The 22,617-nt window shown below is 70.4% G+C and carries 13 protein-coding genes, 9 pseudogenes and 1 riboswitch; of the genes and pseudogenes, 9 read left to right on the top strand and 13 right to left on the bottom strand.

Annotation, left to right across the window (positions count from 1 at the left end):
• Positions 1 to 9: 9 nt before the first annotated feature.
• On the top strand, positions 10 to 867 hold the full coding sequence (locus tag BJF83_RS11005; protein WP_075926204.1) for an SOS response-associated peptidase: 858 nt from the start codon (positions 10 to 12) through the stop codon (positions 865 to 867).
• A 116-nt stretch (positions 868 to 983) separates the two neighbouring features.
• Positions 984 to 1,097: riboswitch (TPP riboswitch) on the top strand.
• Positions 1,089 to 2,763 (top strand): annotated as a pseudogene (thiC, locus tag BJF83_RS11000) (phosphomethylpyrimidine synthase ThiC). It overlaps the preceding riboswitch by 9 nt.
• 172 nt (positions 2,764 to 2,935) lie before the next feature.
• Here thiC and BJF83_RS10995 read toward each other — a convergent pair.
• Positions 2,936 to 3,756 (bottom strand): annotated as a pseudogene (locus tag BJF83_RS10995) (class I SAM-dependent methyltransferase).
• Between the two features lie 346 nt (positions 3,757 to 4,102).
• Here BJF83_RS10995 and BJF83_RS10990 point away from each other — a divergent pair.
• From BJF83_RS10990 to BJF83_RS10975, 4 genes and pseudogenes are all read left to right on the top strand, one after another.
• Positions 4,103 to 4,770, top strand: a pseudogene (locus BJF83_RS10990) (sigma-70 family RNA polymerase sigma factor).
• Positions 4,767 to 5,105 (top strand): mycothiol system anti-sigma-R factor, encoded by a 339-nt coding sequence (gene rsrA / locus BJF83_RS10985; RefSeq protein WP_075926203.1) that lies wholly within the window; start codon positions 4,767 to 4,769, stop codon positions 5,103 to 5,105. The pseudogene BJF83_RS10990 and the gene rsrA overlap by 4 nt, the downstream one beginning before the upstream one ends.
• Before the next feature lie 839 nt (positions 5,106 to 5,944).
• A pseudogene (locus BJF83_RS10980) lies at positions 5,945 to 7,272 on the top strand (HD-GYP domain-containing protein).
• A complete protein-coding gene (locus tag BJF83_RS10975) occupies positions 7,272 to 8,606 on the top strand; it encodes an HD-GYP domain-containing protein (RefSeq protein WP_187347128.1) in 1,335 nt (444 codons plus the stop codon). The pseudogene BJF83_RS10980 and the gene BJF83_RS10975 overlap by 1 nt, the downstream one beginning before the upstream one ends.
• Before the next feature lie 23 nt (positions 8,607 to 8,629).
• Here the strand turns inward: BJF83_RS10975 and BJF83_RS10970 are convergent, their stop codons facing one another.
• Positions 8,630 to 9,370, bottom strand: coding sequence for a GntR family transcriptional regulator (locus BJF83_RS10970; protein WP_075926201.1), 741 nt, complete (start codon positions 9,368 to 9,370; stop codon positions 8,630 to 8,632).
• A gap of 143 nt (positions 9,371 to 9,513) precedes the next feature.
• Here BJF83_RS10970 and BJF83_RS10965 point away from each other — a divergent pair, with 143 nt between their 5' ends.
• The gene (locus tag BJF83_RS10965) at positions 9,514 to 11,058 is read left to right on the top strand and encodes a PAS domain-containing sensor histidine kinase (protein WP_075926200.1); all 1,545 of its coding nucleotides are present in this window, start codon (positions 9,514 to 9,516) and stop codon (positions 11,056 to 11,058) included.
• A 138-nt stretch (positions 11,059 to 11,196) separates the two neighbouring features.
• On the opposite strand, the gene BJF83_RS10960 is transcribed toward BJF83_RS10965, so the two are convergent.
• Both BJF83_RS10960 and BJF83_RS10955 read right to left on the bottom strand, forming a co-directional pair.
• Positions 11,197 to 11,451 (bottom strand): WhiB family transcriptional regulator, encoded by a 255-nt coding sequence (locus BJF83_RS10960; RefSeq protein ID WP_075926199.1) that lies wholly within the window; start codon positions 11,449 to 11,451, stop codon positions 11,197 to 11,199.
• A gap of 281 nt (positions 11,452 to 11,732) precedes the next feature.
• Positions 11,733 to 12,664 (bottom strand): annotated as a pseudogene (locus tag BJF83_RS10955) (diacylglycerol/lipid kinase family protein).
• Positions 12,665 to 12,814: 150 nt separating this feature from the next.
• Between BJF83_RS10955 and BJF83_RS10950 the strand changes: the two are divergent.
• The gene (locus BJF83_RS10950) at positions 12,815 to 13,204 is read left to right on the top strand and encodes a hypothetical protein (protein ID WP_075926198.1); all 390 of its coding nucleotides are present in this window, start codon (positions 12,815 to 12,817) and stop codon (positions 13,202 to 13,204) included.
• Between the two features lie 33 nt (positions 13,205 to 13,237).
• On the opposite strand, the gene BJF83_RS10945 is transcribed toward BJF83_RS10950, so the two are convergent.
• The 7 genes and pseudogenes from BJF83_RS10945 to BJF83_RS10915 all read right to left on the bottom strand — a co-directional run bounded on the left by BJF83_RS10945 (position 13,238) and on the right by BJF83_RS10915 (position 18,774).
• The gene (locus BJF83_RS10945) at positions 13,238 to 13,996 is read right to left on the bottom strand and encodes an RNA polymerase sigma factor SigF (RefSeq protein WP_075926197.1); all 759 of its coding nucleotides are present in this window, start codon (positions 13,994 to 13,996) and stop codon (positions 13,238 to 13,240) included.
• A gap of 41 nt (positions 13,997 to 14,037) precedes the next feature.
• Positions 14,038 to 14,462 (bottom strand): annotated as a pseudogene (locus BJF83_RS10940) (anti-sigma factor).
• 131 nt (positions 14,463 to 14,593) lie between these two features.
• Positions 14,594 to 15,078, bottom strand: a pseudogene (locus BJF83_RS10935) (GNAT family N-acetyltransferase).
• Positions 15,079 to 15,154: 76 nt separating this feature from the next.
• Positions 15,155 to 15,741: pseudogene (locus BJF83_RS10930) on the bottom strand (class I SAM-dependent methyltransferase).
• A gap of 271 nt (positions 15,742 to 16,012) precedes the next feature.
• The gene (locus BJF83_RS10925; RefSeq protein ID WP_075926195.1) at positions 16,013 to 16,786 is read right to left on the bottom strand and encodes an amino acid ABC transporter ATP-binding protein; all 774 of its coding nucleotides are present in this window, start codon (positions 16,784 to 16,786) and stop codon (positions 16,013 to 16,015) included.
• Positions 16,786 to 17,745 (bottom strand): amino acid ABC transporter permease, encoded by a 960-nt coding sequence (locus BJF83_RS10920; protein ID WP_083678487.1) that lies wholly within the window; start codon positions 17,743 to 17,745, stop codon positions 16,786 to 16,788. Before BJF83_RS10920 ends, BJF83_RS10925 begins: the two co-directional genes overlap by 1 nt.
• A gap of 156 nt (positions 17,746 to 17,901) precedes the next feature.
• A complete protein-coding gene (locus BJF83_RS10915) occupies positions 17,902 to 18,774 on the bottom strand; it encodes an ABC transporter substrate-binding protein (RefSeq protein WP_075926194.1) in 873 nt (290 codons plus the stop codon).
• Between the two features lie 389 nt (positions 18,775 to 19,163).
• Between BJF83_RS10915 and BJF83_RS10910 the strand changes: the two genes are divergently transcribed.
• Positions 19,164 to 20,354 carry an NADP-dependent malic enzyme gene (locus BJF83_RS10910; RefSeq protein WP_075926193.1) on the top strand — a complete coding sequence of 397 codons (1,191 nt, stop codon included), beginning with the start codon at positions 19,164 to 19,166 and terminating at the stop codon, positions 20,352 to 20,354.
• 69 nt (positions 20,355 to 20,423) lie between these two features.
• On the opposite strand, the gene BJF83_RS10905 is transcribed toward BJF83_RS10910, so the two are convergent.
• Together BJF83_RS10905 and BJF83_RS10900 are read right to left on the bottom strand one after the other, a co-directional pair.
• Positions 20,424 to 21,452 carry a PadR family transcriptional regulator gene (locus tag BJF83_RS10905; RefSeq protein WP_075926192.1) on the bottom strand — a complete coding sequence of 343 codons (1,029 nt, stop codon included), beginning with the start codon at positions 21,450 to 21,452 and terminating at the stop codon, positions 20,424 to 20,426.
• A pseudogene (locus BJF83_RS10900) lies at positions 21,453 to 22,303 on the bottom strand (DUF4097 family beta strand repeat-containing protein). It abuts the gene before it with no gap.
• Between the last annotated feature and the right edge of the window lie 314 nt (positions 22,304 to 22,617).

Genomic DNA, 22,617 nt, shown 5'->3' with positions numbered 1-22,617 from the left:
ATCGGACACATGTGCGGTCGCTATGCCCAGTCCCGGAACCAGCACGAGCTCCAGCTCGCCTTCGACCTCCCCGAGGAGACGATCACGCAGGAGGCCGACCCGCGGGCGTGGCCACCGCTGCACGAACTGCCGCCGGACTACAACGTCGCCCCGGGCAAACCGGTGTACGCGGTGCTCGGCCCGCCGCCGCGCGGCGCCGACGGCGACGACGAGCCCGCCGGGCCGCGCCACCTGCGCACCCTGCGCTGGGGCCTGGTCCCTTCGTGGGCCAAGGACCGCAACGTCGGCTACCGGATGATCAACGCCCGCAGCGAGACCGTGGCCGACAAGCCCGCCTTCCGCGCGGCCTTCCGCCGCCGCAGGTGCCTGCTGCCCGCCGACGCCTACTACGAGTGGCAGCTCGTCGGTGCGGACGGCCGAGCCGAGGCGGGCACCTCGCCGGCGACCGACCCCCAGCACCGCAAGCGCAAGGCACGGTCCGCCAAGAAGCCGTTCGCCGTCCACTACGACGACCGCGAGCCGCTGGCCCTGGCCGGGATCTTCGAACGCTGGCGCGACCCGGAGGTCGACGGGGACGACCCCGCGGCCTGGCTGTGGACCTGCGCGGTGATCACCACCGAGGCCGCGCCCGCACTCGCCCGTATCCACGACCGCATGCCCGTCATCGTCCCCCGGGGGGACTGGACGGCCTGGCTCGACCCCGACTCCGGCGCGGACGACCTGGCCCACGTCATGGCCGCGACGCCGGTCGACCGGTTCGCGGTCGACGAGGTCTCCACCGACGTCAACAGCATCAAGAACAACGGCCCCGGGCTCCTCACCCCCGTGCCCGCCACCGAGGTCGGCGGGCCGGACACACTTTTCTGACCCGGAGGCGGCTGGACACGGCCCGGGCGGCCCTGTGTATGGTGTGCGAGGCCACACGGCCACGCGCCCCCCGGGGGCGCACGCACGTCGTGCACCCCATTGCCGACGTGCGCACATGTGAATACCGCGGGAGCTCGCGCCATGGCGGGCTGAGAGGGCGGCTCAACGGTGTCGCCGACCGCAGAACCTGTTCGGGTAATTCCGACGTAGGGAGGCACGCCATGACGGCTATGGACAGCCGCACCACGACTTCCACCACCGACGAGCGCCAGGTGACCACGGGTCCCATCATGGGATCACGGAAGGTCTACCGTGAGATCGACGACCCCGCCGGTTTCACGCTCCGCGTCCCGCAGCGCCGGGTGGAACTGAGCAACGGCGGCCACTTCGACCTGTACGACACGTCAGGTCCGTACACCGACTCCACCGCCGACATCGACGTGCACCGGGGCCTGCCCGGCACCCGGCGGGAGTGGATCGACGCCCGCGAGCCCGTCAACGGAGCGGTCTCGCAACTGGCCTACGCCAAGGCCGGCGTCATCACCCCCGAGATGCGGTTCGTCGCCGCCCGCGAACACAGACCCCGAGTTCGTGCGTCAGGAGATCGCGATCGGGCGCGCGGTCATCCCCGTCAACCGCAGGCACCCGGAGTCCGAGCCGACCATCATCGGCAAGAACTTCCTGGTGAAGATCAACGCCAACATCGGCAACTCCGCGGTCACCTCCTCCGTGCCCGAGGAGGTCGAGAAGATGGTGTGGGCCACCCGTTGGGGCGCCGACACCGTGATGGACCTGTCGACCGGCAGGCGTATCCACGAGACCCGCGAGCGGATCCTGCGCAACTCGCCGGTCCCGATCGGCACGGTCCCCATCTACCAGGCGCTGGAGAAGGTCAACGGCGATCCCACCGAGCTGAGCTGGGAGATCTACCGCGAGACCGTCGTCGAGCAGGCCGAGCAGGGCGTCGACTACATGACCGTGCACGCCGGCGTGCTGCTGCGCTACGTGCCGCTGGCGGCCAGGCGCGTCACCGGGATCGTCTCGCGCGGCGGTTCGATCATGGCCGCCTGGTGCCTGGCCCACCACAAGGAGAGCTTCCTCTACACCCACTACGAGGAACTCTGCGAGATCCTGCGCGAGTACGACGTCACCTTCTCCCTCGGCGACGGTCTGCGGCCCGGCTCGATCGCCGACGCCAACGACGAGGCCCAGTTCGCCGAGCTGCGCACCCTGGGCGAGCTCACCCACATCGCCCGCGCGCACGACGTGCAGGTGATGATCGAGGGGCCGGGACACGTGCCGATGCACAAGATCGCGGAGAACGTGCGCCTGGAGGAGGAGCTGTGCGGCGAGGCGCCGTTCTACACGCTCGGCCCGCTGGCCACCGACGTCGCCCCCGGCTACGACCACATCACCTCCGCCATCGGCGCCGCGCAGATCGGCTGGCACGGCACGGCGATGCTGTGCTACGTCACCCCGAAGGAGCACCTGGGCCTGCCCGATCGGGACGACGTCAAGACCGGCGTGGTGACCTACAAGCTCGCCGCGCACGCCGCCGACCTGGCCAAGGGCCACCCCCGGGCGCAGGAGTGGGACGACGAGCTGTCCAAGGCGCGGTTCGAGTTCCGCTGGCAGGACCAGTTCCACCTGTCGCTGGATCCGGAGACGGCGCAGTCCTTCCACGACGAGACCCTGCCCGCCGAACCGGCCAAGACCGCGCACTTCTGCTCCATGTGCGGGCCGAAGTTCTGCTCGATGCGGATCTCCCAGGACGTGCGCAGGTACGCCGAGGAGAACGGCCTGGACACCGTCGAGGCGATCGAGAGGGGCATGGCCGACAAGTCCGAGGAGTTCGCGGCCTCGGGCAACCGGGTGTACCTGCCGCTCGCCGACTGACGCGGCGCGGGGCGCCGTGGTCGCCCGGCACGGGACCCGGAGCCGAAGGGGCGGCGGTCGGCCGCCCCTTCGCCACGACACCGAGGACGCGGGTCCCGCCCGCACGGGCCGTCGAGGCCGACGGGCGTCGCGGTGCCCCGGGCGGAGCGGCCGGGGGGCGACGACCGTCGGCCTATCCCGGCTTGCGCGCGCTGGCCAGCAGGTGCACGCCCACGTAGTCGTCGGACTCGGTGGCCCGCGTCTCCATCTCCACCAGGCGGCTCATCGACCTCGGGTCGCGGGCGAGCATCCCCTCGACCGTGGACGGCGACAGCACCGTGCGCGGCTTGATCCACTCCAGTTCGAGCCCGGCGTCGGCCAGGGTGTCGGCGAGCTGCTCGGAGGTGAAGCAGCGCGTGATGGACCCGTCCGGCCACGGCACCAGCAGGACGTCGGCGCTGGGCGCGTGGCTCAACTCGGGCCAGCAGTCCTGTTCGGCCAGTAGCGCCATGCCGAGCACGACGGAGTCCACGCACACGAGCGCGCGCCCACCCGGCCGCAGCACGCGCGCGATCTCCGCCACCGACGACTCCGTGGCCAGGTGCCGGGACAGTACCCGGTTGTCGGCGATGACCCCGTCGAAGGAATCGGAGGCGAACGTGCGCAGCAGCGTGGAGTCGCCCACCACGCGGCGCAGCCGACCCCGCGGGGCCGGACGCGGCACGCTCGCGCGTCCGTTCACCAGGGTCAGCGGTTGCCGCACCGCCATGTCCGAGGACGGCAGCAGCGTCACGACGTCGTGCCCGGCGGCCACGGCGCGGTGCGTGCCCTGGAAGTCCGGGCTGGACAGGTCGAGCAGGCAGGCGGGCGCGGGTGGGAGCCAGCGGGCGATCTGCGCCTCAGCGACGGCCCAGTAGAAGCGCCAGTAGTCCGACAACCGGTCGGGTGCGGCGAACTGGGCGGCCGGGGACCGTGTCGATCGGACGCCGGGGTCGAGGACGGTCGCACGTGCACTCCTCTCCCATCCTTGTGTGGTCCTACCCGCACTCTCCCATGCCCTACCTCCGCCGATACAGCCAAACGACAAAGTTCACCGGCCGGCGTCCGCGTCCCGTTCCGCTGGGCCGGAATCAGGCCGCGGAGCGCGTTGTTGTCACCGTCACCGCGCGGGACGCCGAGGGCGCCCGGGGGATCGGACGTTGGGGAGGGCACTTCGGACATGTCGACCGCCAGCGCGTGCCTGGAACGCGAGGAGATCGCGGCGACGCCACGTGGCGCCGATGCGCGGGTCCTGGGGCTGGAGCCGTATCTTGGGGATATGGATGCTCCAGCCGGGACCAGCGCAGGGAGGCCGACGGGCTTGGAAGAGGGCCAGGAGACAGCACGTGAGCGGGAGGAGCGCTTCGAGAGGGATGTGCTTCCCTTCCTCGACCAGCTCTACTCCGCGGCGCTGAGGATGACCCGTAATCCCGCCGACGCGGAGGACCTCGTTCAGGAGACGTTCGCCAAGCGTTCGGTTCGTTCCACCAGTTCAAGCGGGGGACGAACCTCAAGGCGTGGCTGTACCGCATCCTCACCAACACCTTCATCAACTCCTACCGCAAGAAACAGCGGGAACCGAAGCAGGCCGGGACCGAGGACGTCGAGGACTGGCAGCTGGCGCAGGCCGCCTCGCACACGGCCGCGGGGCTCAAGTCGGCCGAGGCCGAGGCGCTCGAACACCTGCCCGACACGGACGTGAAGCGGGCGCTCCAGGAGCTGCCCGAGGACTTCCGGATCGCGGTGTACCTCGCCGACGTCGAGGGTTTCGCGTACAAGGAAGTCGCCGAGATCATGGGCACGCCGATCGGGACCGTCATGTCCCGGTTGCACAGGGGGCGCCGGCAGCTCCGGACCCTGTTGGAGGAGTACGCGGTGGACCGCGGTTTCCTTCCGGTGGCGAGGGCCACGGCCTCCGCCGTCGCGTCGGGCGCGTCCGCGGTGGGTCGGGGACAGGCGAACGGGTCGGATCGAGGAGATCGGCAATGAGCGGCGGCCACGGCGAGGACAGCGAGACCCCGTGCAGCGAGGTGCTCGACAAGCTGTACACCTACATCGACGGTGAGCTCGAAGAGGACAACTGCGAGCAGATCCGGGAGCACCTGGACGACTGCGTACCCTGTCTCGACGAGTACGGCCTGGAGGAGGCCGTGAAGAAACTCGTCGCCAAGCACTGCGGATGCGATCCGGTCCCGCTGGACCTGCGCGACAAGGTCCTCGGTCGGCTCGCGCGCGCACGCGAGGAGTCCCTCGCGCGCGAGGTGAATGCACGCGAGGAGAATGCGGACGCGGAAGACCTCGTGCGCGAGGCGCGTTCGGAGTAGTCCCGGAAGCCTCGACCACGTGACCTGGGTCGGGCGGTGACGACACCCGAAGCGGTGGCTGGAATTCCAGCCACCGCTTCTTCTTTTCCTCTATGTATGTCGTTATCTGGAATTATCACCTCATATCGGTCTGTGCGTGGTCTGTAGGTGTTTGTGGGCATGTCAGGTTGGATTCCCCGTGTCTGCGCTGGTTTTGGTCACGCGCCGGTCGGGGCGGGGGTGGAGGGGCTGTCCGACACGCCCGGCGGGCTCGGGTGCTTTCGCGTCGTGACCGACTCGGAATGATTTTTCCCGGGGCGGGAATCGGAACGCACGTGTTGTGACTATGAGTAGTCACCGCAGGTTGATGCTGCCGTGCGGGCGGAGGAGGATCGTCCCCGGCGTCGGATTTCCCGCGTCGGCGATCCGCCTCGCCTGGTCACGCAGGGTTATCGGATGTGATTACGAGTTGAATTAGTAATTCCATAGTCCGGAAATAGACGGCGTTGTGGGGACGGTTGTCGTCCTCGGTTCGGGTTGGGGGTAATCGGGGAGCTGTGTTGGCCCGTTAAACTGGACGCCATATCCAACGAATGGGGCAATTCGCGCCGCGCGTCCAGGGGAATGGGCGAGGTGCGGCGTTCGGAGAGAGGGGACCACCGTGTTCATCGGCATGCTGCACGTGATGATGGTCGTTCTTTGGTCAGTATCCGCCTCGGTGGATGGTCTTGGTGGTAGAACGGAACCGGTGAAATCATGACAGTCCGGTCGTCGTCGGCGGGGGGTGAACGGGGGTGCGGGCTCTTCCTAGGCGCGCGCGCGTCTACGTCGGAATCATCGTTGTCAGTGCTGTCACCATCGTGCTGGTCGGGCCGTATTCGGGCATCAACCTGAAGACCCTGGTCCTCGTGGCCGTGCTTTTCATGGTCGCGGAGTCGATCAGCACCATCGTCGTCTCCAACGGCAGGATGGGGATGTCGCCGAGCTCGGCGGTGTCGCTGGCCGCGGTCGTTCTGGTGGGACCCGTCGGGGCGGCGGTGGTCGGTTTCGCCTCCTGCCTGACCATTCGCAAGCAGATCCTGGTCAAGCGGGCCTTCAACGGCTCGCAGTTCGCCCTGGCCGCGTACGCGGCCGGCCACGTCTACCTGCTGTGCGGCGGCACGGTCGGCGAACCGGTGCGCGAGGACTTCCCCGTGGTCCTGCTGCCCTACGTGGCGGCCGTGCTCACCCACACCGTGGTCAACTCCGTGCTCGTCGCGGCGCTGATGTGCACGCTCGGCGCGGTCCAGACCCGACGCAAGAGGCCCATCCACTGGCGACCGCTGGCCGCCGTGGAGCTGTCGTCGATCGGTTACCAGATGCTCGGCCTGGCCATCGCCGCGGTGTGGGGCGGGGTCGGGGTCATCGCGCCGCTGCTGGTCCTGTTGCCGCTGTTCATCGCGCGCTGGACCTTCGCCCAGCAGGCCGACGAGGCCCGCGCCCACGAGGCCACGCTCGCCACGCTCTGCCAGGCGGTCGAGACCAAGGACTACTACACCCGCGGCCACTGCATGCGTGTCGCCGAGGCCTCCGCCATGATCGCGCGGGAACTGGGTATGCCCGCCGAACGGGTGCAGAAGATCCGCTACGCCGGGATGCTGCACGACATCGGCAAGCTCGGGGTGCCCACCAAGGTGTTGCAGAAGACCGGGAAGCTCACCGACGAGGAGTACGCGGCGATCAAGCTCCACCCGACCCGCGGCTACGAGATCGTGCGCGAGATCAGCTTCCTCGACGAGGCACTCGCCGGAATCCGCCACCACCACGAGCGCCTGGACGGGCGCGGCTACCCCATGGGACTGGTGGGGATGGAGATCCCCGAGTCCGCCCGCATCATCACCGTCGCGACGTGTTCGACTGCCTGACCTCCACGCGTTCCTACCGCAAGGCCTGGTCGGTGGAGGACGCCATCGCCGAACTGCGGGCCTGCGTGGGAACCCAGTTCGACGGGCGCATGGTCGAGGCGCTCGTCCGGGCGGTCGAACGGGAGGGCTGGAAGACGCCGGACATCGCCGAGCCGCCCGGCGGCTGCTACGAGAGCGCCGACGCAGAGCCGACCGCCGGTGGGACGGCCGCCGAGCCAGCCGCCGACGCGCCGGGCGCGCGGCCCGCTCCCGCCGAGGCGGTAACGGGCGGGCGTGACCGATGATGACGCAGCGGCAGTCCGACGAAGCTCCGTCGCCCCGCCCCCCGCTCTCCGGACCGGAGGACGGAGCCCTGGGGCTCCCCCGGCGGAGGGGGCCGATCTGGCGCACCACGCGCCCCATCCGCGCCGTGCTGGTCGCGGTGGCGGGGGCCGGCGCGTTGGCGGCGGTCGTGTGGACCGCCGTGCACGGCGCCGTCGATCCCTATGTCGCACTCACGTTCTGCCTCGTCATCGCGGTCGGCGAGTTGGCCCGTATCACGCTGCCCGGGCACCGGGAGGTCGCGCCGATCGCCTCCGCCGGGGCGATCAGTTACGCGTTCCTGGTCAGTCTCGGCAACGCGCCCGTCGAGCACACCGCGTCCCAGGTCGTCGCCGTGGTCGGCCTCGGCCTGGCGCTGGGCGAGTTGCCGCACGTCGCGGTGGGACGGAGCCCGCGCCTGGAGGACCTGGCCCGCCGGGTGCTGGACGCCATGCTCCTGGCGGCGGCGTTCCGGCCGCTGGTGGCCGGGTTGTCGCTGGCGGAGCCGTCGGTGGGCGTCGCGCTGCTGATGACCTCGCTCGTGATGGCCGTCTGGCTCGTGGACGCCGCGATGGCCGGGATGATGCGCGCCGAACGGCTGCGGACCAACCTGCTGGTCGCGGTGCGCGACGAGGTGCGCGCCCAGTTCGCCACGGGCGCGGCGATCGGCGCCAGCGGCGTCCTCATCGCGCTGGCCTGCACGGTCACCGGCCTGGTGGGGCTGCTCGTGTTCAGCGCCCCCCTGCTGGTCTCGCAGGTGGCCTTCCGGCGGCACGCGGAGGTGCGCCGCACCTATCTGGAGACCGTGCGGGCGCTGTCACGGGTCACCGAGGTCGGCGGCTACGTGGAGAACGGGCACTCGCGGCGGGTCAGCCACCTGGCCCACGGGATCGCCTGCGAGCTGGGCTTCTCCGAGGACCAGCTGCTGGAGCTGGAGTACGCCGCGCTCATGCACGACATCGGCCAGCTCTCGCTGCGCGAACCCATCGCGGGCGGTGCGACCGTGCTCGCCTCACCCCGGGAGCAGCGGCGGATCGCCGAACTGGGGTCGGCCATCATCCGCGAGACCGGGGTCCTCGACAACGTCGCCGAGGTCGTCCGCCGCCAGTGCGAGCCCCTGGCGGGGGACGGGGACGAGGGCGTGCCGCCGCTCGGCAGCCGGATCATCAAGGTCGCCAACGCCTTCGACGACCTCGTCGGGGAGAACGGCGACGAGGAGCGGCGCGCCGCCGTGCTGGAGCGCCTGCGCATGGACACCGACAGCGAGTACGACCCGAAGGTCGTCGACGCGCTCGCCACCGTCCTCGCCCGCGTGTGAGGCGACCGCGGCAGGGAGCGGGATCAGTCCGTCGGCGGGCGCAGGCGCGTGACGAACTTGTACCGGTCGCCGCGGTAGAGCGAGCGCACCCACTCCACCGGGTGGCCGTCGGCGTCGAAGCTGTGCTGGCAGTGCAGGACGAGCGGCAGACCCACGTCGACCCCCAGCAGCCGGGCCTCGTTGGGGGTGGCCAGAACCGTTTCGATCGACGCCTCGGCCTCCGCCAGAGAGACGTCGTAGGCGCTCGCGAGAGCCTCGTAGAGCGACGCGTAGCGGTCGAGCTGGCGTCGTAGGCCGGGAAAGCGACGGGCGGCCAGGTGGGCGGTCTCGACGGCCATCGGCTCACCGTTGGCCAACCGGAGCCGTTCGATCCTCAGCACCCGACCGCCCGAACGGATCGCCAGCATCTCCGCCAGGTGGTCGTCGGCGTTGATGTAGCTGACGTCGAGGATCCGCGTGGCCGGGTGCAGTCCGTGCGCCCGCATCTCCTGCGTGTAGCTGGTCAGCTGGAGGATCTGCGCGACCTTCGGCTTGGCCACGAACGTGCCCTTGCCCTGGATCCGCAGCAGACGGCCCTCGACCACCATCTCCGTGAGCGCCTGGCGCACCGTCGTCCGCGACGTCTCGAACTGCGTGGCCAGAGCGCGCTCGGGCGGGACCGGGTTGCCCGCGGGCATCGCCTCGATCAGCTCCAGCAACTGCTTCTTCACCTGGTAGTACTTCGGCACCCTGGGGTTGCCGTCCAGTGTGCTCTGACCTGTCATCGGTGTCCTCCCACGCGTCCCGCTCCGTCCACACACCCCTCCGGTGTGGTCGGCGCGGCGGGCCCTCCGGCCGCCGACTGGTGTGGACCACTGGTCGAGTGCGTACCCCTTGAGTATGCACGCCTTCATGGGATGATTTGTGAGTGCCTCACCTCAGTGATCTCATCCGACGCCACACCTCGCTCAAGCAGGCGGACCTGGAGTGGATCCACTCGCTGGTCTCGGACTGGCAACTGCTCGCGGACCTGTCGTTCGCCGACCTCGTCCTGTGGGTGCGGTTGCGGGATGAGGACGGCTGGGTGGCGGTCGCCCAGATGCGGCCGACGACGGGGCCCACGGCCTTCCAGGACGACCTCGTCGAGACCGTGCTGCTCGACGACCTGACCGACATGACCTCGCGCTCGGCGCCCCGGGTGATCGGGCGGCGCGCCCTCATCGACCGGGCCTGGGCCGAGGGCCGGATCTGCCGGGACGGCGACCCCGACTGGTCGGGCGGGGTCCCCGTGCGCGAGGAGACCGTCCCGGTGCGCCGCGCGGGCCGGCTGATCGGGGTGATCCAGCGCAGCACCAACCTCAGTTCCGCGCGCACCCCCAGCCGCCTGGAGCTCACCTACCTGCAAAGCGCGGGTGACCTGGCGCAGATGATCGCCGAGGGCGCGTTCCCGTTCAGTGACCAGGAGCCGCTCATGGTGCGCTCGCCCCGGGTCGGCGACGGCCTGTTGCGGCTGGACCAGAACGGAGAGGTGGTCTACGCCAGCCCGAACGCCCTGTCCGCCTACCGGCGCCTGGGCCTGGCCGCCGACCTGGTGGGCGCCCGTCTGGACCGCACGACGCTCGAACTGGCCGCGCAGGGTGAGGCCCGCGACGAGGCCCTCACCTACACCGCGAGCGGCCGGGCGCCGCAGGAGGCGGAGGTGGAGGCGCGCGGGGTGACCGTCCAACTGCGCGCCATACCGCTGGTCATCGACGGTGTGCGGATCGGGGCGCTGGTGATGGTCCGAGACGTCACCGAACTGCGGCGGCGCGAGCGCGAGCTCATGACCAAGGACGCGACCATCCGCGAGATCCACCACCGGGTGAAGAACAACCTCCAGACGGTGGCGGCGCTGCTGCGGTTGCAGGCCCGGCGGCTGGACGTGCCCGAGGCGCGCGCGGCGCTGGACGAGGCGGTCGGGCGCGTGGGATCGATCGCGATCGTGCACGAGATGCTGTCGCACACGCCCGACGAGGTGGTGGACTTCGACGACATCGCCGACCGCGTCATGCAGATGGCCGCCGAGGTCTCCTCGACCGGGAGCACCGTGGTGCCGCGCCGGGAGGGCGGGTTCGGTCTGCTGTCGGCGCTGGTGGCCACACCGCTGTCGATGGTCCTGGCCGAACTGGTGCAGAACGCGGTGGAGCACGGGCTGGGGCAGGGGCCCGGTGAGATCGTGGTGCGGGTCCGCCGGTTCGACGCGGTGCCCGGCCACCCGAGGGCGAGCAGTCTGGAACTGGCGGTGTGCGACAGCGGCGGCGGGCTGCCGGCGGATTTCGACCTGGAGGGGACGACGAGTCTGGGTCTTCAGATCGTGCGCACGCTCATCGTGGGCGAACTGGGCGGGACGCTGGCGATCAAGCCCCGGGACGACGGAGGGACCGAGGTGGCGATCAGCCTGCCCCTGGAGCAGGAGGAGGCGGAGCTGCGCTGATCCGGCCCTCGCCGAGGGAGGTGTTCGGGGGCGTGGGCGGCCCGCGTTCGGCGTCGTGGGGGCGGCGCGCGGCCTCGCTCGTGTCGGCGCCGCCGTGCCTCCCCCTGGGGCACGGGCTCGGGTGACCGGTCGGGGCGCCTAGCTTCGGACCATGGAGCGGCGCACGGTGCCGCGCCCGCGCATCAGGCGGCGCTCGTCCTCGCTGGTGCCGCCCCAGACTCCGCCGTCCTGGCCGCTCTCCAGCGCCCACTTCAGACAGGCGGAGCTGACGGGGCAGCGCTGACAGACCGCCTTGGCTTCCTCGATCTGGATCAGTGCGGGGCCGAAGTTGCCGATGGGGAAGAAGAGCTCGGGGTCTTCGTCACGGCAGGCTGCTTCATGGCGCCAGTCCATGCGGTCCACTCCTCACAGTGAGGCGATCGGGGGTTGTGAACACTTTCACGATCGTGCTCGGGGCGCCCAGCGGATGGTTTCCACCGGGGGTTCAGGGCCGAGACGGCGAGGTTTCACCCCACCGCCATGTGGGAGGCGCCCCAATTAACTCGCCCGTAACTCGTGGCGATAGTTTGAGCGTGACAGGCTTGAAGGGCCGGTGCAAGAGCTCCCGGGACCTAAGGTCCTGATCGGCGTGTCGGGTGCGTCACAGTGGGCGGGAATGGTGTCTTTCCGGTCAATTAACAGATGATTCGTAATGCCTTCGGTACCGAGTGGAAGTTGACCCGTTCACGCTCTCCCAGGTACTCCCCGTCGATTTGGAAAGCCCGGGGATGGGTGGACGAGATCTCAAGTGAGTCCAGGTCGTGCCAGGTGAGGTATCCGTCGCCGATGGCGGGCAGACCCTTGGGAAAGAACATCTGCGAAAGTACCCACCCGGTGAGCGGGTGCGAGGAGTTGGTCAGCGCGAAAGCGTCCAACCCCAGCTCGAAACGGGACGAGGGCGTCGGTTGGAGGGGCAGCGACCCGGCGTAGGTCCACGGCGTGGTGTTGGTGACGAGGGCGAAATAGACTCCGTCCCGGGGCGGTCCACCCGCGGACACGCGTAGTGACGGGTCCCGGATATCCCCGCGGAAGAAGAGCTTTACCGCCACTTCGGCGTACAGGGCGGGCGTGGCCCTGCGCCCCTGGGCGCGCGCGTGCTCGACCTGCTGGACGACGTCGCGTCCCATCCGAAACCGGCGCAGAACGTGAAATGCCGGTCGTCCTCATCGCTCGTGATCCGGCCCAGGTTGATCTCCCGCTCCCGGCCCGCGCGGATGGCCTCCAACACCGCGCCGGCCGCCTCGACCGGTTCGCCGGGCACGCCCAGGGAACGGATGAAGACGTTGGCGCTGCCACCGGGGATCACGGCGTACCGGGGGCGCGGAAGATCGTCCGGGGTCGCCAGGAGCCCGTTGACGACCTCGTTGACCGTGCCGTCACCCCCCAGGCTGAGCACCAGTTCGAAGCCGTCCGTGGCGGCCTTGCGCGCCAGTTCGCTGGCGTGGTCGCGGTGGGTGGTCTCGACGACGGTGAGGTTCAGCTCCGCGGCCAGGGCCCCGACGATCACCTCACGGGTGCGTGACGTGGTCGTGGTCGCCTGGGGGTTCACGATGAAAAGGGCGCGCACGCCCTCAGTCTAGGGCGTGCGCCGCGGAGGCCGCCCGTCGCGAGCGGCGTTCCGGCGGCCGGGCGCACGCCGCCGTGCGCCCCGCGAACCGGTGTGAGCTGGGCGCAGACCCGGGGGCGGCGGTTCACGGTTCGCGTATAGGCTCGACGGGTGTCCACACGTCCCGTCACCGTCGTCGTCGCCGCCGCGTTGGAGGCCCTGATCGGGCTCGCCGTCGCCGTCGGCGGCCTCTACAGTTTGGTCACGGCGGCCACCGGTCAGGCCGCGTCGGTCACCTCGGCGATCCCGCTGGCCGTCCTCGGACTCGGATCGGGCGCCGTCCTGGTGTTCGTCGCGCGCGGTCTGTGGCGGCTGCGCGACTGGGCCCGCACGCCCGTGGTGGTCACGCAGCTCTTCCTCGCGGTGGTCGCCTACTACATGTTCACCAGCGACCAGCACGCGATCGGCGGGGTCCTGCTCGCCGTGGCCCTGTGCGCGGCCGGGGCGGTCCTGGCGCCACCGACGACCGCGGCGCTCTTCCCCCCGCCGGAGAGGAAGTAGCCCCGCGATCGCCGGTGGCCACCCTCGGGCCGCTCAGTCGTCCGTGGTCAGGGCCTGGCGCAGCTGGGCCAGCGTGCGCGCCAGCAGACGTGACACGTGCATCTGGGAGATGCCCAACTCCTGGGCGATCTGCGACTGCGTCATGTTGCCGAAGAAGCGCAGCAGCAGGATGCGCTTCTCCCTCGGGGGCAGTTGTTCCAGCAGTGGTTTGAGCGACTCGCGGTATTCCACACCCTCCAGGGACTCGTCGACGATCCCCAGCGAGTCGGCCACCGCGGGGGCGTCCTCGTCGCCGCTGTCGGGCGCGTCCAGCGACACGGTCGAGTAGGCGTTGGCGGACTCCAGGCCCTCCAACACCTCCTCCTCGGTCATCTGCAGGTGTGCCGCGAGTTCGGCGACGGTGGGCGAGCGTCCCTCCCGCTGCGACAGGTCGCTCACCGCCTTGGTCAGCGAGAGCTTGAGCTCCTGGAGACGGCGGGGCACCCGCACCGCCCAACCCTTGTCGCGGAAGTGCCGCTTGATCTCGCCGACGATGGTCGGTGTGGCGTAGGTGGAGAACTCCACCCCGCGCTCCAGGTCGAACCGGTCGATGGACTTGATCAGTCCGATCGTCGCCACCTGCGTCAGGTCGTCGAGCCACTCGCCACGGTTGCGGAACCGCCGGGCCAGGTACTCGACCAGGGGCAGGTGGAGCTCCACCAACTCGTCACGGATCCGACGCCGCTCCTCGGAGTCCGCCTCAAGTTCGTTCAGGCGCTCGAACAACTCTCTCGCGCGAGCCCGATCGGGCACCGCGTGCTCGGTCTTCGCTGTCAGAGCGGGCCCCCTTTCGCTCACGCGGACTCCAGCGTGCCGCGGCGCTTGTACAGGACGATGTGAACGCGGTCGTCCGCTCCGACGCCCGCGTCGACCTCGCCCGCCAGGGCGGACAGGACGGTCCAGGCGAAGGTGTCACGCGCGGGGAGGCGGCCGTCGGCGGTGAGCACCGACACGCAGATGCGCATGCCCTCGGGCGTGAGTTCGAACTCCGTGGTCAGTTCGGTGCCCGGCAGCGCCTGCGCCAGGAGCATGGCACAGGCCTCGTCGACCCCGATGCGTAGATCCTCGATCTCGTCGAGGGTGAAGTCGAGGCGGGCGGCCAGGCCCGCCGTCGCCGTCCGCAAGACGGACAGATAGGCGCTGTCCGCGGGCATGTTGACGGTGACGGCGTCCCGGACGCGATGGCGTCGGCCGTGGGCACAGCGGTTTCTTCGGTCACGTCCCTCCTTCGGGGGGCGAGGTTGCCGCTTGAATGCAATGTATCTCGTTTCACCCCGCCACTGCCGCAGGGAAGTGAGATCGTGTCCGTCCGATCCGGTACGAACGTGAGACGAACGGCGGTTCTCTGTCCTATCGTGAACCCAGAGCGCGCAGTGCGTCGCCGTCCAGACGGCGAACCGTCCACCCGTCCATGGACGTGGATCCGAGCGCGGCGTAGAAGTCGATGGCGGGCGTGTTCCAGTCCAGGACCGACCACTCCAGACGGGTGTAGCCGCGTTCCACGCAGATCCGCGCGAGCGTCCTGAGCAGTGCCAGGCCGTAGCCGTGGCCGCGCAGGTGCGGGCGGACGTAGAGGTCCTCCAGGTACACGCCGTGTCTGCCGGTCCAGGTCGAGAAGTTGAGGAACCACAGGGCCATCCCCGCGGGCTCCGACCGCCCGTCCTCCCCGACGTGCTCGGCGACGTGGCCGTACACGGCGCGCCCGGACCGAAGAGGGCGGTGCGGATGTCCTCCTCCGTGGCGGTGGCCGACCCCGGTTCCTTCTCGTACTCGGCGAGCTCCCCGATCATCCGGTGGATGAAGGGAACGTCGTCGGAGCGGGCTGGCCGGATCATCGGATCACCTCGGTCAGGGAGGAAACGAACCGTTCCAGCCTATGCGCGGAGCGGGGTGCTCCCGCGGGGAAACGGGTCAGGTGGGTCGGTGGGCGACCATCCGTTCCACCAGACCGAACAGGAGACGGTCGTGGTGGCCCACCTCGAATCCGACCTCCAGCGCGACCTCAAGGGGGAGCCGGCGCGGACGCGCGCGCCGGGCCCCCATCAGGCGGGTGGGCAGGCGCGCGTGCTCGACGCGGTCGACCAACAGGAGCCGGCCGCCCGGGACGAGGACGCGGAACATCTCCGCGAGGGCGGCGGTCTGGTCGGGCGCGATCCGAGCGCGAGGGTGGACACGACGGTGTCGAAGCACGCGTCGGGGAACTCCAGCCGACCCACGTCGCCCTCGACCAGCTGGACCGGGCGGCCCAGCCCGTCGGCGCGGGCCTGGGCCCTGGCCAGGGCCCCCGGGTCCGGGTCGACCCCCGTGAGGCGGATCTGGGGAGGGTAGTGGCGCAGGTTCCGGCCGGTGCCGATCGCCACCTCCAGGGTGCGTCCGCGTGCGCCCGCGCACAGGATCTCGCGGGTACGGCGGAGGGCGGCCCCCTGGAGGGCTCCGCCGAGGCCGTCCAGGGCCGCTCTGCGGTTCCGGGTGCCGCGTTCGCGCTCGGTGCGCGCCATGTCCTCCCCCGAAGGCCGTGTGGATGCCCCTGCGTCACGACTCTCGTGGCGCGGCGTCGCCGGGTCAAGCTCGGGAAGGGCGTTTCTTCGCCCGTTTCGGCCAGTTCGTTCGTCCGTTGGGCCCGGTGTCCCTGGTCGGTCCCCCCTCCCCCTCTACCCGTCCCGGGGCCGTCCATGGCACTCCGTGCCCGACTGTCCCGATCCGGCCATCACACGCACGTGACACACAGGCGACGGGAGCGGGCGCGCGCGAGGCGCGGGGCGCCCGGGGTCACAGCACCTTGGACAGGAAGGCCCGGGTCCGCTCGTGCCGGGGGTCGGTCAGCACGTCCTTCGGGGAACCCGACTCGACGACCACGCCCTCGTCCATGAAGACCAGGGAGTCGCCGACCTCGCGGGCGAAGCCCATCTCGTGCGTGACCACGACCATGGTCATCCCGCCCCGGGCCAGGTCCCGCATCACGTCGAGGACCTCGCCGACCAACTCGGGATCCAGGGCGCTGGTGGGCTCGTCGAACAGCATCAGCGACGGCTCCATGGCCAGGGCCCGGGCGATCGCCACCCGCTGCTGCTGTCCGCCCGACAGCTGCTCGGGGTAGGCGTCGGCCTTGTCCGGCAGCCCCACCTTCTCCAGCAGTTCCCTGGCGGTCGCGGTCGCGGCCACCTTCGGCACGCCCTTGACCTGCACGGGCGCCTCGATGATGTTGCCCAGCACGCTCAGGTGCGGGAAGAGGTTGAACCGCTGGAACACCATCCCGATGTCGCGTCGCTGGGCGGCGATCTCGTGGTCGCGCAGCTCGTGGAGCCTGCCGCGCCGCTGCCGGTACCCCATGAGTTCGCCGTTGACCCAGAGCCGTCCCGCGGACAGCTTCTCCAGGTGGTTGACGCACCGGAGGAAGGTGGACTTGCCGGAGCCGGAGGGCCCGATGACGCACATGACCTCGCCGCGTCGGACGGTGAGGTCGATGCCGCGCAGGACCTCCAGGCGGCCGAAGCGCTTGTGGACGTTCTCGGCGACGACGAGGGCGTCGTTCGTCTCGGTCATCAGTGCGCACCTCCGACGAAGCGCCCGCGGAGTCCGCGCTGGCCCGGGTTGAACCTGCGTTCGATGAAGTACTGGCCGACCATCAGGACACTGGTGATCGCCAGATACCACAGACACGCCGCGACCAGCATCGGGAAGATCTGGTAGCTGCGCGTCCCGATCGCCTGGAGTTGGTAGAACAGCTCGATGGTCACCGGCACGTAGGCGAGCAGCGCGGTGTCCTTGAGCATCGCGATGGTCTCGTTGCCGGTGGGCGGGATGACCACGCGCATGGCCTGCGGCAGGGTGATCCGCCACAGGACCTTGGCACGGCTCATGCCCAGCGCCTGGGCGGCCTCGGTCTGCCCCTTGTCCACGGACTGGAGACCGGCCCGGATGATCTCGGCCATGTAGGCGCCCTCGGAGAGGGACAGGGCGAGCAGACCGGCGGTGTAGCCGCTCAGCAGGGTGCGCGCGTCGATCTCGAAGAACCGGAGATCGCCCTCGACGCCGATCCAGGCCATGAGGTAGTCGTCGAACGGCACGCCCAGCTCGATGGTCGAGTACAGGATGGCGAGGTTGCCGAAGAGGACGGCCAGCACCAGGCGGGGCACGCCGCGGAAGAACCAGGTGTACAGCCAGGAGACGGAGACCAGGACGGGGTTGCCGGACAGCCGCATGACGGCCAGCACGACCCCCAGGACGACGCCGATGAGCATCGACAGCAGGGTCGCGCTGAGCGTCACGCCCACACCGCGCACGACCGGCTCGGAGAACATGTTCTCGAACATGAACGGCCAGTCGAAGGCGTCGTTCGTGACCAGCATGTTCACGAACATGGCGGCGAGGACCAGGATGAACGCCGCGGCGACCCAGCGTTCCGGATAGCGGACGGGTACTGCGGTGACGGGCTCGACGGGGCGGTCCGGGGCCGTGATGGGGACCTTCGGACCGCCCGTCGGTGCGCTCGGTGAGGACACGGTGGGGTCTTTCACTCGATGGGCGGAACGGGCGTTCGGGCGCCGTCGGGTTTCTCGAAGGCCAGGACCGCGCCGAAGACGTCCGTTGAGGGCGGTGGGTGGCGGGCGCACCCGGCCGAGGGGCCGAAGCGCGGCGCGGGCCGCGGGCCGACCCCGCTACCCCTCCACGGGCGGGTTGACCTCGGCCGCCTCGATCGCCCCGGCCTCGATGCCCCAGTCGGTGAGGATCCCGTCGTAGGTCCCGTTCTCCATGATCGTGCCGAACGCGTCCGCCAGCTCCTGCGCGAACTCCTCGTCGTCGAGGTGCACGACGATCCCGTAGGGCGCGGCGTTGTACTGCTCGCCGATGAACTCCAGGACACCGTCGCCCGTCTGCTCCAGCGCGTAGGCCGAGGTGGGCATATCGGCGAGCGACGCGTCGTTGAGACCGGAGACGACGGTCTCGGTGGCCTGCGGCTGGCTCGGGAAGCGCTCGATCGTGACGGCCTCCTCGCCCGCCTCGACACACGCTTCGCCGCGGGCGGTGATGTCCTCGTCGTGCGTGGTGTTGGACTGCACGGCGATGCGCATGCCGCACGGGTTCTCCGGGTCGACGCCCTGGGGGTTGCCCTCCTGGGCGAACCACTGCGTACCGGAGGAGAAGTAGCTGACCATGTTGACGGCCTGCATACGCTCCTCGGTCACGGTGAACGAGGAGGCGCCGAGGTCGTACTCCCCGCTCTGCACGCCGGTGATGATCGAGTCGAAGGCCGAGGGCACCCACCGGGCCTCCATGCCCATCTCGGCGAGGGCCGCCTCGACCAGGTCGACGTTGAAGCCCTGGACGGTCTCGCCGTCGTCCTCCAGGAACTCCCCGGGAGGGTACGAGGCCTCGACACCGATGGCCACCGTGTTGGAGTCCTGCTCTGATCCGGAGGAGTCGCCGTCGTCACCGCTGCCGCCGCCGCAGGCGGACAGGGCCAGGATCCCGGCGAGGGAGAGGGCGCCGAACGCGGTGCGGCGTGCGTGGTCGGGCGTGTGGGTGGCCATGAGTGGGGTCTCCTTCGAACGCACATCGTGCCTGGCCAGGGTCCGGGAAGGGGGCCCGATCGCCAGTTCCCAGGCAACATCCACGACATTCTGTACAAAAAGGGGGTACTGAGACTCCGTCCATGGTTGCCACCCGCGATGTTCCTCCGGTCACCGTTGTGAGAGGATTGCGTAACGGGTCAACCCCGTGAGAGGCGGCCGCGCAGTACTCGCATAGGAGTCCGGCGAAGCACGACCCTTCTCGGAACGCACCTTGGGTCCGACGGGACCGGGGCCGAGGAGGCTCCCCTAGCGCTCACACGTCTTCGCGCGCAGCCCCGCCGCTACCAAGTCCGCCCCCGTCATGGCCGACGCCGGGCGTACACGCGAAACCTGAGGGGTTTGAGAAGTTGTCCACTGATTCGCACACCAAGACGCCCGCACACCTGGACCAGGATCCCGCCTTCGCCCTGCACCGCGGCGGCAAGCTCCACGTGACCTCCTCCGTCGACGTCGACGACCAGGCGAGCCTGTCGCTCGCCTACACGCCCGGCGTCGCCCGCGTGTGCGACGCCATCGCCGAGCACCCGGAACTCGTCGAGACCTACACCTGGAAGAGCAACCTGGTCGCCGTCGTCACCGACGGCACCGCCGTCCTGGGGCTCGGCAACATCGGTCCCGAGGCGTCCCTGCCCGTCATGGAGGGCAAGTCGCTGCTGTTCAAGCAGTTCAGCGGTGTGGACTCCGTGCCGATCGCCCTGGCCTGCACCGACGTCGACGAGATCGTCGAGACCGTCGTGCGCATGGCCCCGTCCTTCGGCGGCATCAATTTGGAGGACATCTCCGCGCCGCGCTGCTTCGAGATCGAGCGCCAGCTGCGTGAGCGGCTGGACATCCCGGTCTTCCACGACGACCAGCACGGCACCGCCATCGTGGCCGTCGCCGCGCTGCGCAACGCCGCCCGCGTGACCGGCCGGACCTTGGGAGACCTGCGCGTGGTGGTCTCCGGCGCCGGTGCGGCCGGGGTCGCGGTCACCAAGATGCTCCTGGACGGGGGCATCGGCGACGTCGCCGTGGCCGACTCCAAGGGCATGATCTACGGGGGCCGCGAGGGGCTCACCCCGGTCAAGCGGGAGCTGGCCGCCCTCACCAACAAGGCGGGGCTCCAGGGCTCGATCGAGAGCGCCCTGGACGGCGCCGACGTCTTCATCGGCCTCTCCTCCGGAGAGGTGCCCGAGTCGGTCGTCGCCACGATGGCCGACAACGCCATCGTCTTCGCGATGGCCAACCCGAACCCGGAGGTCCATCCGGACGTCGCGCGCAGGTACGCGAGCGTCGTCGCCACCGGGCGCAGCGACTTCCCGAACCAGATCAACAACGTCCTGGCCTTCCCCGGCGTGTTCCGGGGCGCGTTCGACGCGGGCGCCAGCGACATCACCGAGAGCATGAAGCAGGCCGCCGCCACCGCGCTGGCCGAGCTGGTCGGCGACGACCTGTCCGCCGACTACATCATCCCCGGTCCCTTCGACGAGCGGGTGGCCCCCGCCGTCGCCGCCGCCGTCGCCGCGCAGGCGCGCGAGGACGGTGTCGCGCGGAAGTAGCGACCACACGACGGGTGGGCCCGCAGCGCGTCCTCGCGGCTGCGGGCCCGACGTGTTCGCTCGGGGTTCCTACGCCTTCGTGTCCCCGGTCCGGTCGTCCCCGCCCTCCTGCTCGCTGACCGCGGTGCCCCAGGGGTCGGCGGCGGTGCCGCCGTCGACGGGCGGCATCGGCCGGGCCTCCTCGGCGGGCTCCTCGGGGCGGGGCCTTCCGGCCGCCGGTCCCGCGTGTGCGTCGGCGCCCTCGGCCCCCTCGGCGGGCTTGCCCTCCTCATCCTCCTCGCGCCCGTCCTCCTCGGCGCGGTCGCGCGGCGGACCCCACCGGCGCACGTCGCGGCGGATCACCTCGACCGTGTCGTCGAGGATGCGCCGCAGGTCGGTGGCGGCCGCCTCGCCGACGTGACCCGCCTCCCGGACGACGTCGCGGACGCGCTCGGAGAACTCGCGCAGGGCCTGGTCGAACTCCGGGGTGTGCGAGCGGTCCGAACCGCGGCCCCAGGCCGCGCCGAACGCGCCGCTGAACCCCTGGGCGAAACGCTCCCACTCGCGGGCCCACGGGCCGCCCTCGCAGGACCGTTCCCGCTGGTCGCCCCCGTGGCGCCCCTCGTCCGCCCCGGGTTCCCCGCCGGTCGCCGTCGCGGGCCCGTCCGCGTCCTCGGGCGTCTCGGGCTCCGTCTGGGGAGCACCGCCGCCCGCGGCCCCCGCGGACGGGCGGCGCGCGCCTCTGGCGGCGTACTTCAGCTCCTCGCGCAGGGAGCCGATGGTCGCGCGCACGTCCTGCTTGACCGCGCGGGCGACGTCGCGGACCGAGTCGGTGATCTCCCGTTCCAGGTCGTTCAGGTCACCGCTGCGCTCCCGCAGCTCCTGGCGCCCCTTGTCGGTGAGGCGGTAGACCTTGCGGCCGCCCTCCTCGGTGTGCGTGACCAGTCCCTCCTCCTCCAGGCGGGACAGACGCGGGTAGACCGTGCCGGGGGAGGGCGAGTACACGCCCAGGAAGCGGTCGCGCAGGAGGCTGATGATCTCGTAGCCGTGGCGCGGGCTCTCGTCCAGCAGTTTGAGCAGGTAGAGCCGGAGTCTGCCGTGACCGAAGATGGTGCTCATTCAGGCTCCCTCGGGGATCGCGGCGGGTGTGGCGGGCGCGCGGCGCAGCAGCGCGGTTCGGGCCGACACGGTGGTGGTGGTGACGGCGGCGGGATCGACCCCGGGGCCGATCTTCCCGCTGAGCACGTTGCGCGCCGGGGCGCTGCGCCGGTCCAGGGAGAAGTCGCTGTCGAGGGCGCCGGTGACCGAGCGCATCTCGACGTTCGCCGACGTCTCGGCGGGAACGCGTAGGGCGATCTCGCCGGAGACGGAATTGAGCCGGACCCGCCCGGAGGGGGACAGGTCGGTGTCCGCGAGGATCTGGCCGGACGCGGTCTTGGCGCTGAAGTCCGACAGGCGTCCGCCCGCGACGGCGAGCTGGCCGCTGACGCTGTTGAAGGTCAGGGATCCGGACGGGTTGCGGACCGAGGCCTGGCTGTTGGCGGTGGTGACGTCGGTCGCGCGGAGGGGTCGTCGAGGGTGATCTCGCCGGAAGCGGTCCGGATGCTGGTGCGGGCCCCCAGGCCGGCGGCCACGACGGGCGCGCTGACCGTGTTGATCTCCACCGGGCAGTCCTTCGGGAGACGCAGGTTCACGGTGGCCTTGCGGCTGCCCATGCTCCTGTAGCTGTTGAGCTGGATGGGACGGAGGCGGTCGAGGAGACCCTGGCTGGTCAGGTCCTCGTAGTGGATGGTGAGGATTCCCGCCTCCTGGGTCACCAGGACGGGTTCGCCGACGATGTCGGTGACCTCGAAGGTGACCGGGTCGTCGGTGGGGAGGATGTTGACGTGACCGCCGATGATCCTGACCTTCAGCGCGACGATCCCGTCGAGTGTGTGGGTCATCGGCTTGTCGATGGTCCAACGTGCCATCGTGCACCCTTTCGCTCGCTCGATGTCATCACGATATGTCGCGAGTCGGGCGAACTCAAGATATGTCGCGGATCTCGGGGAGGGTTCAGGGGAACGTCGGGGATCACCCCGGGACCGCCAGGTGTCCGGTGTCCGTTATGTCATCTCTGGGCGGTTCGCTGAGAGGGTCGCGCGGCGCTCCCACCGAACGCGGTGTCGCGGTTGACACCCGGGGATCGGGCTGTCTCGGTCACGTCCCCGGTCTCGGCCAGCTGGCCCAGGAACCGTTCCCGGAGACGGGCCAGTTCCTGCTCGGAAAAAGGCACGGTGGCCGC

Source organism: Nocardiopsis sp. CNR-923 (genome assembly GCF_001942255.1).
Taxonomy (GTDB): Bacteria; Actinomycetota; Actinomycetes; order Streptosporangiales; family Streptosporangiaceae; genus Nocardiopsis.
Note: the sequence above shows the minus strand (reverse complement) of the source record. Positions and strands in the feature narration are given on the sequence as shown.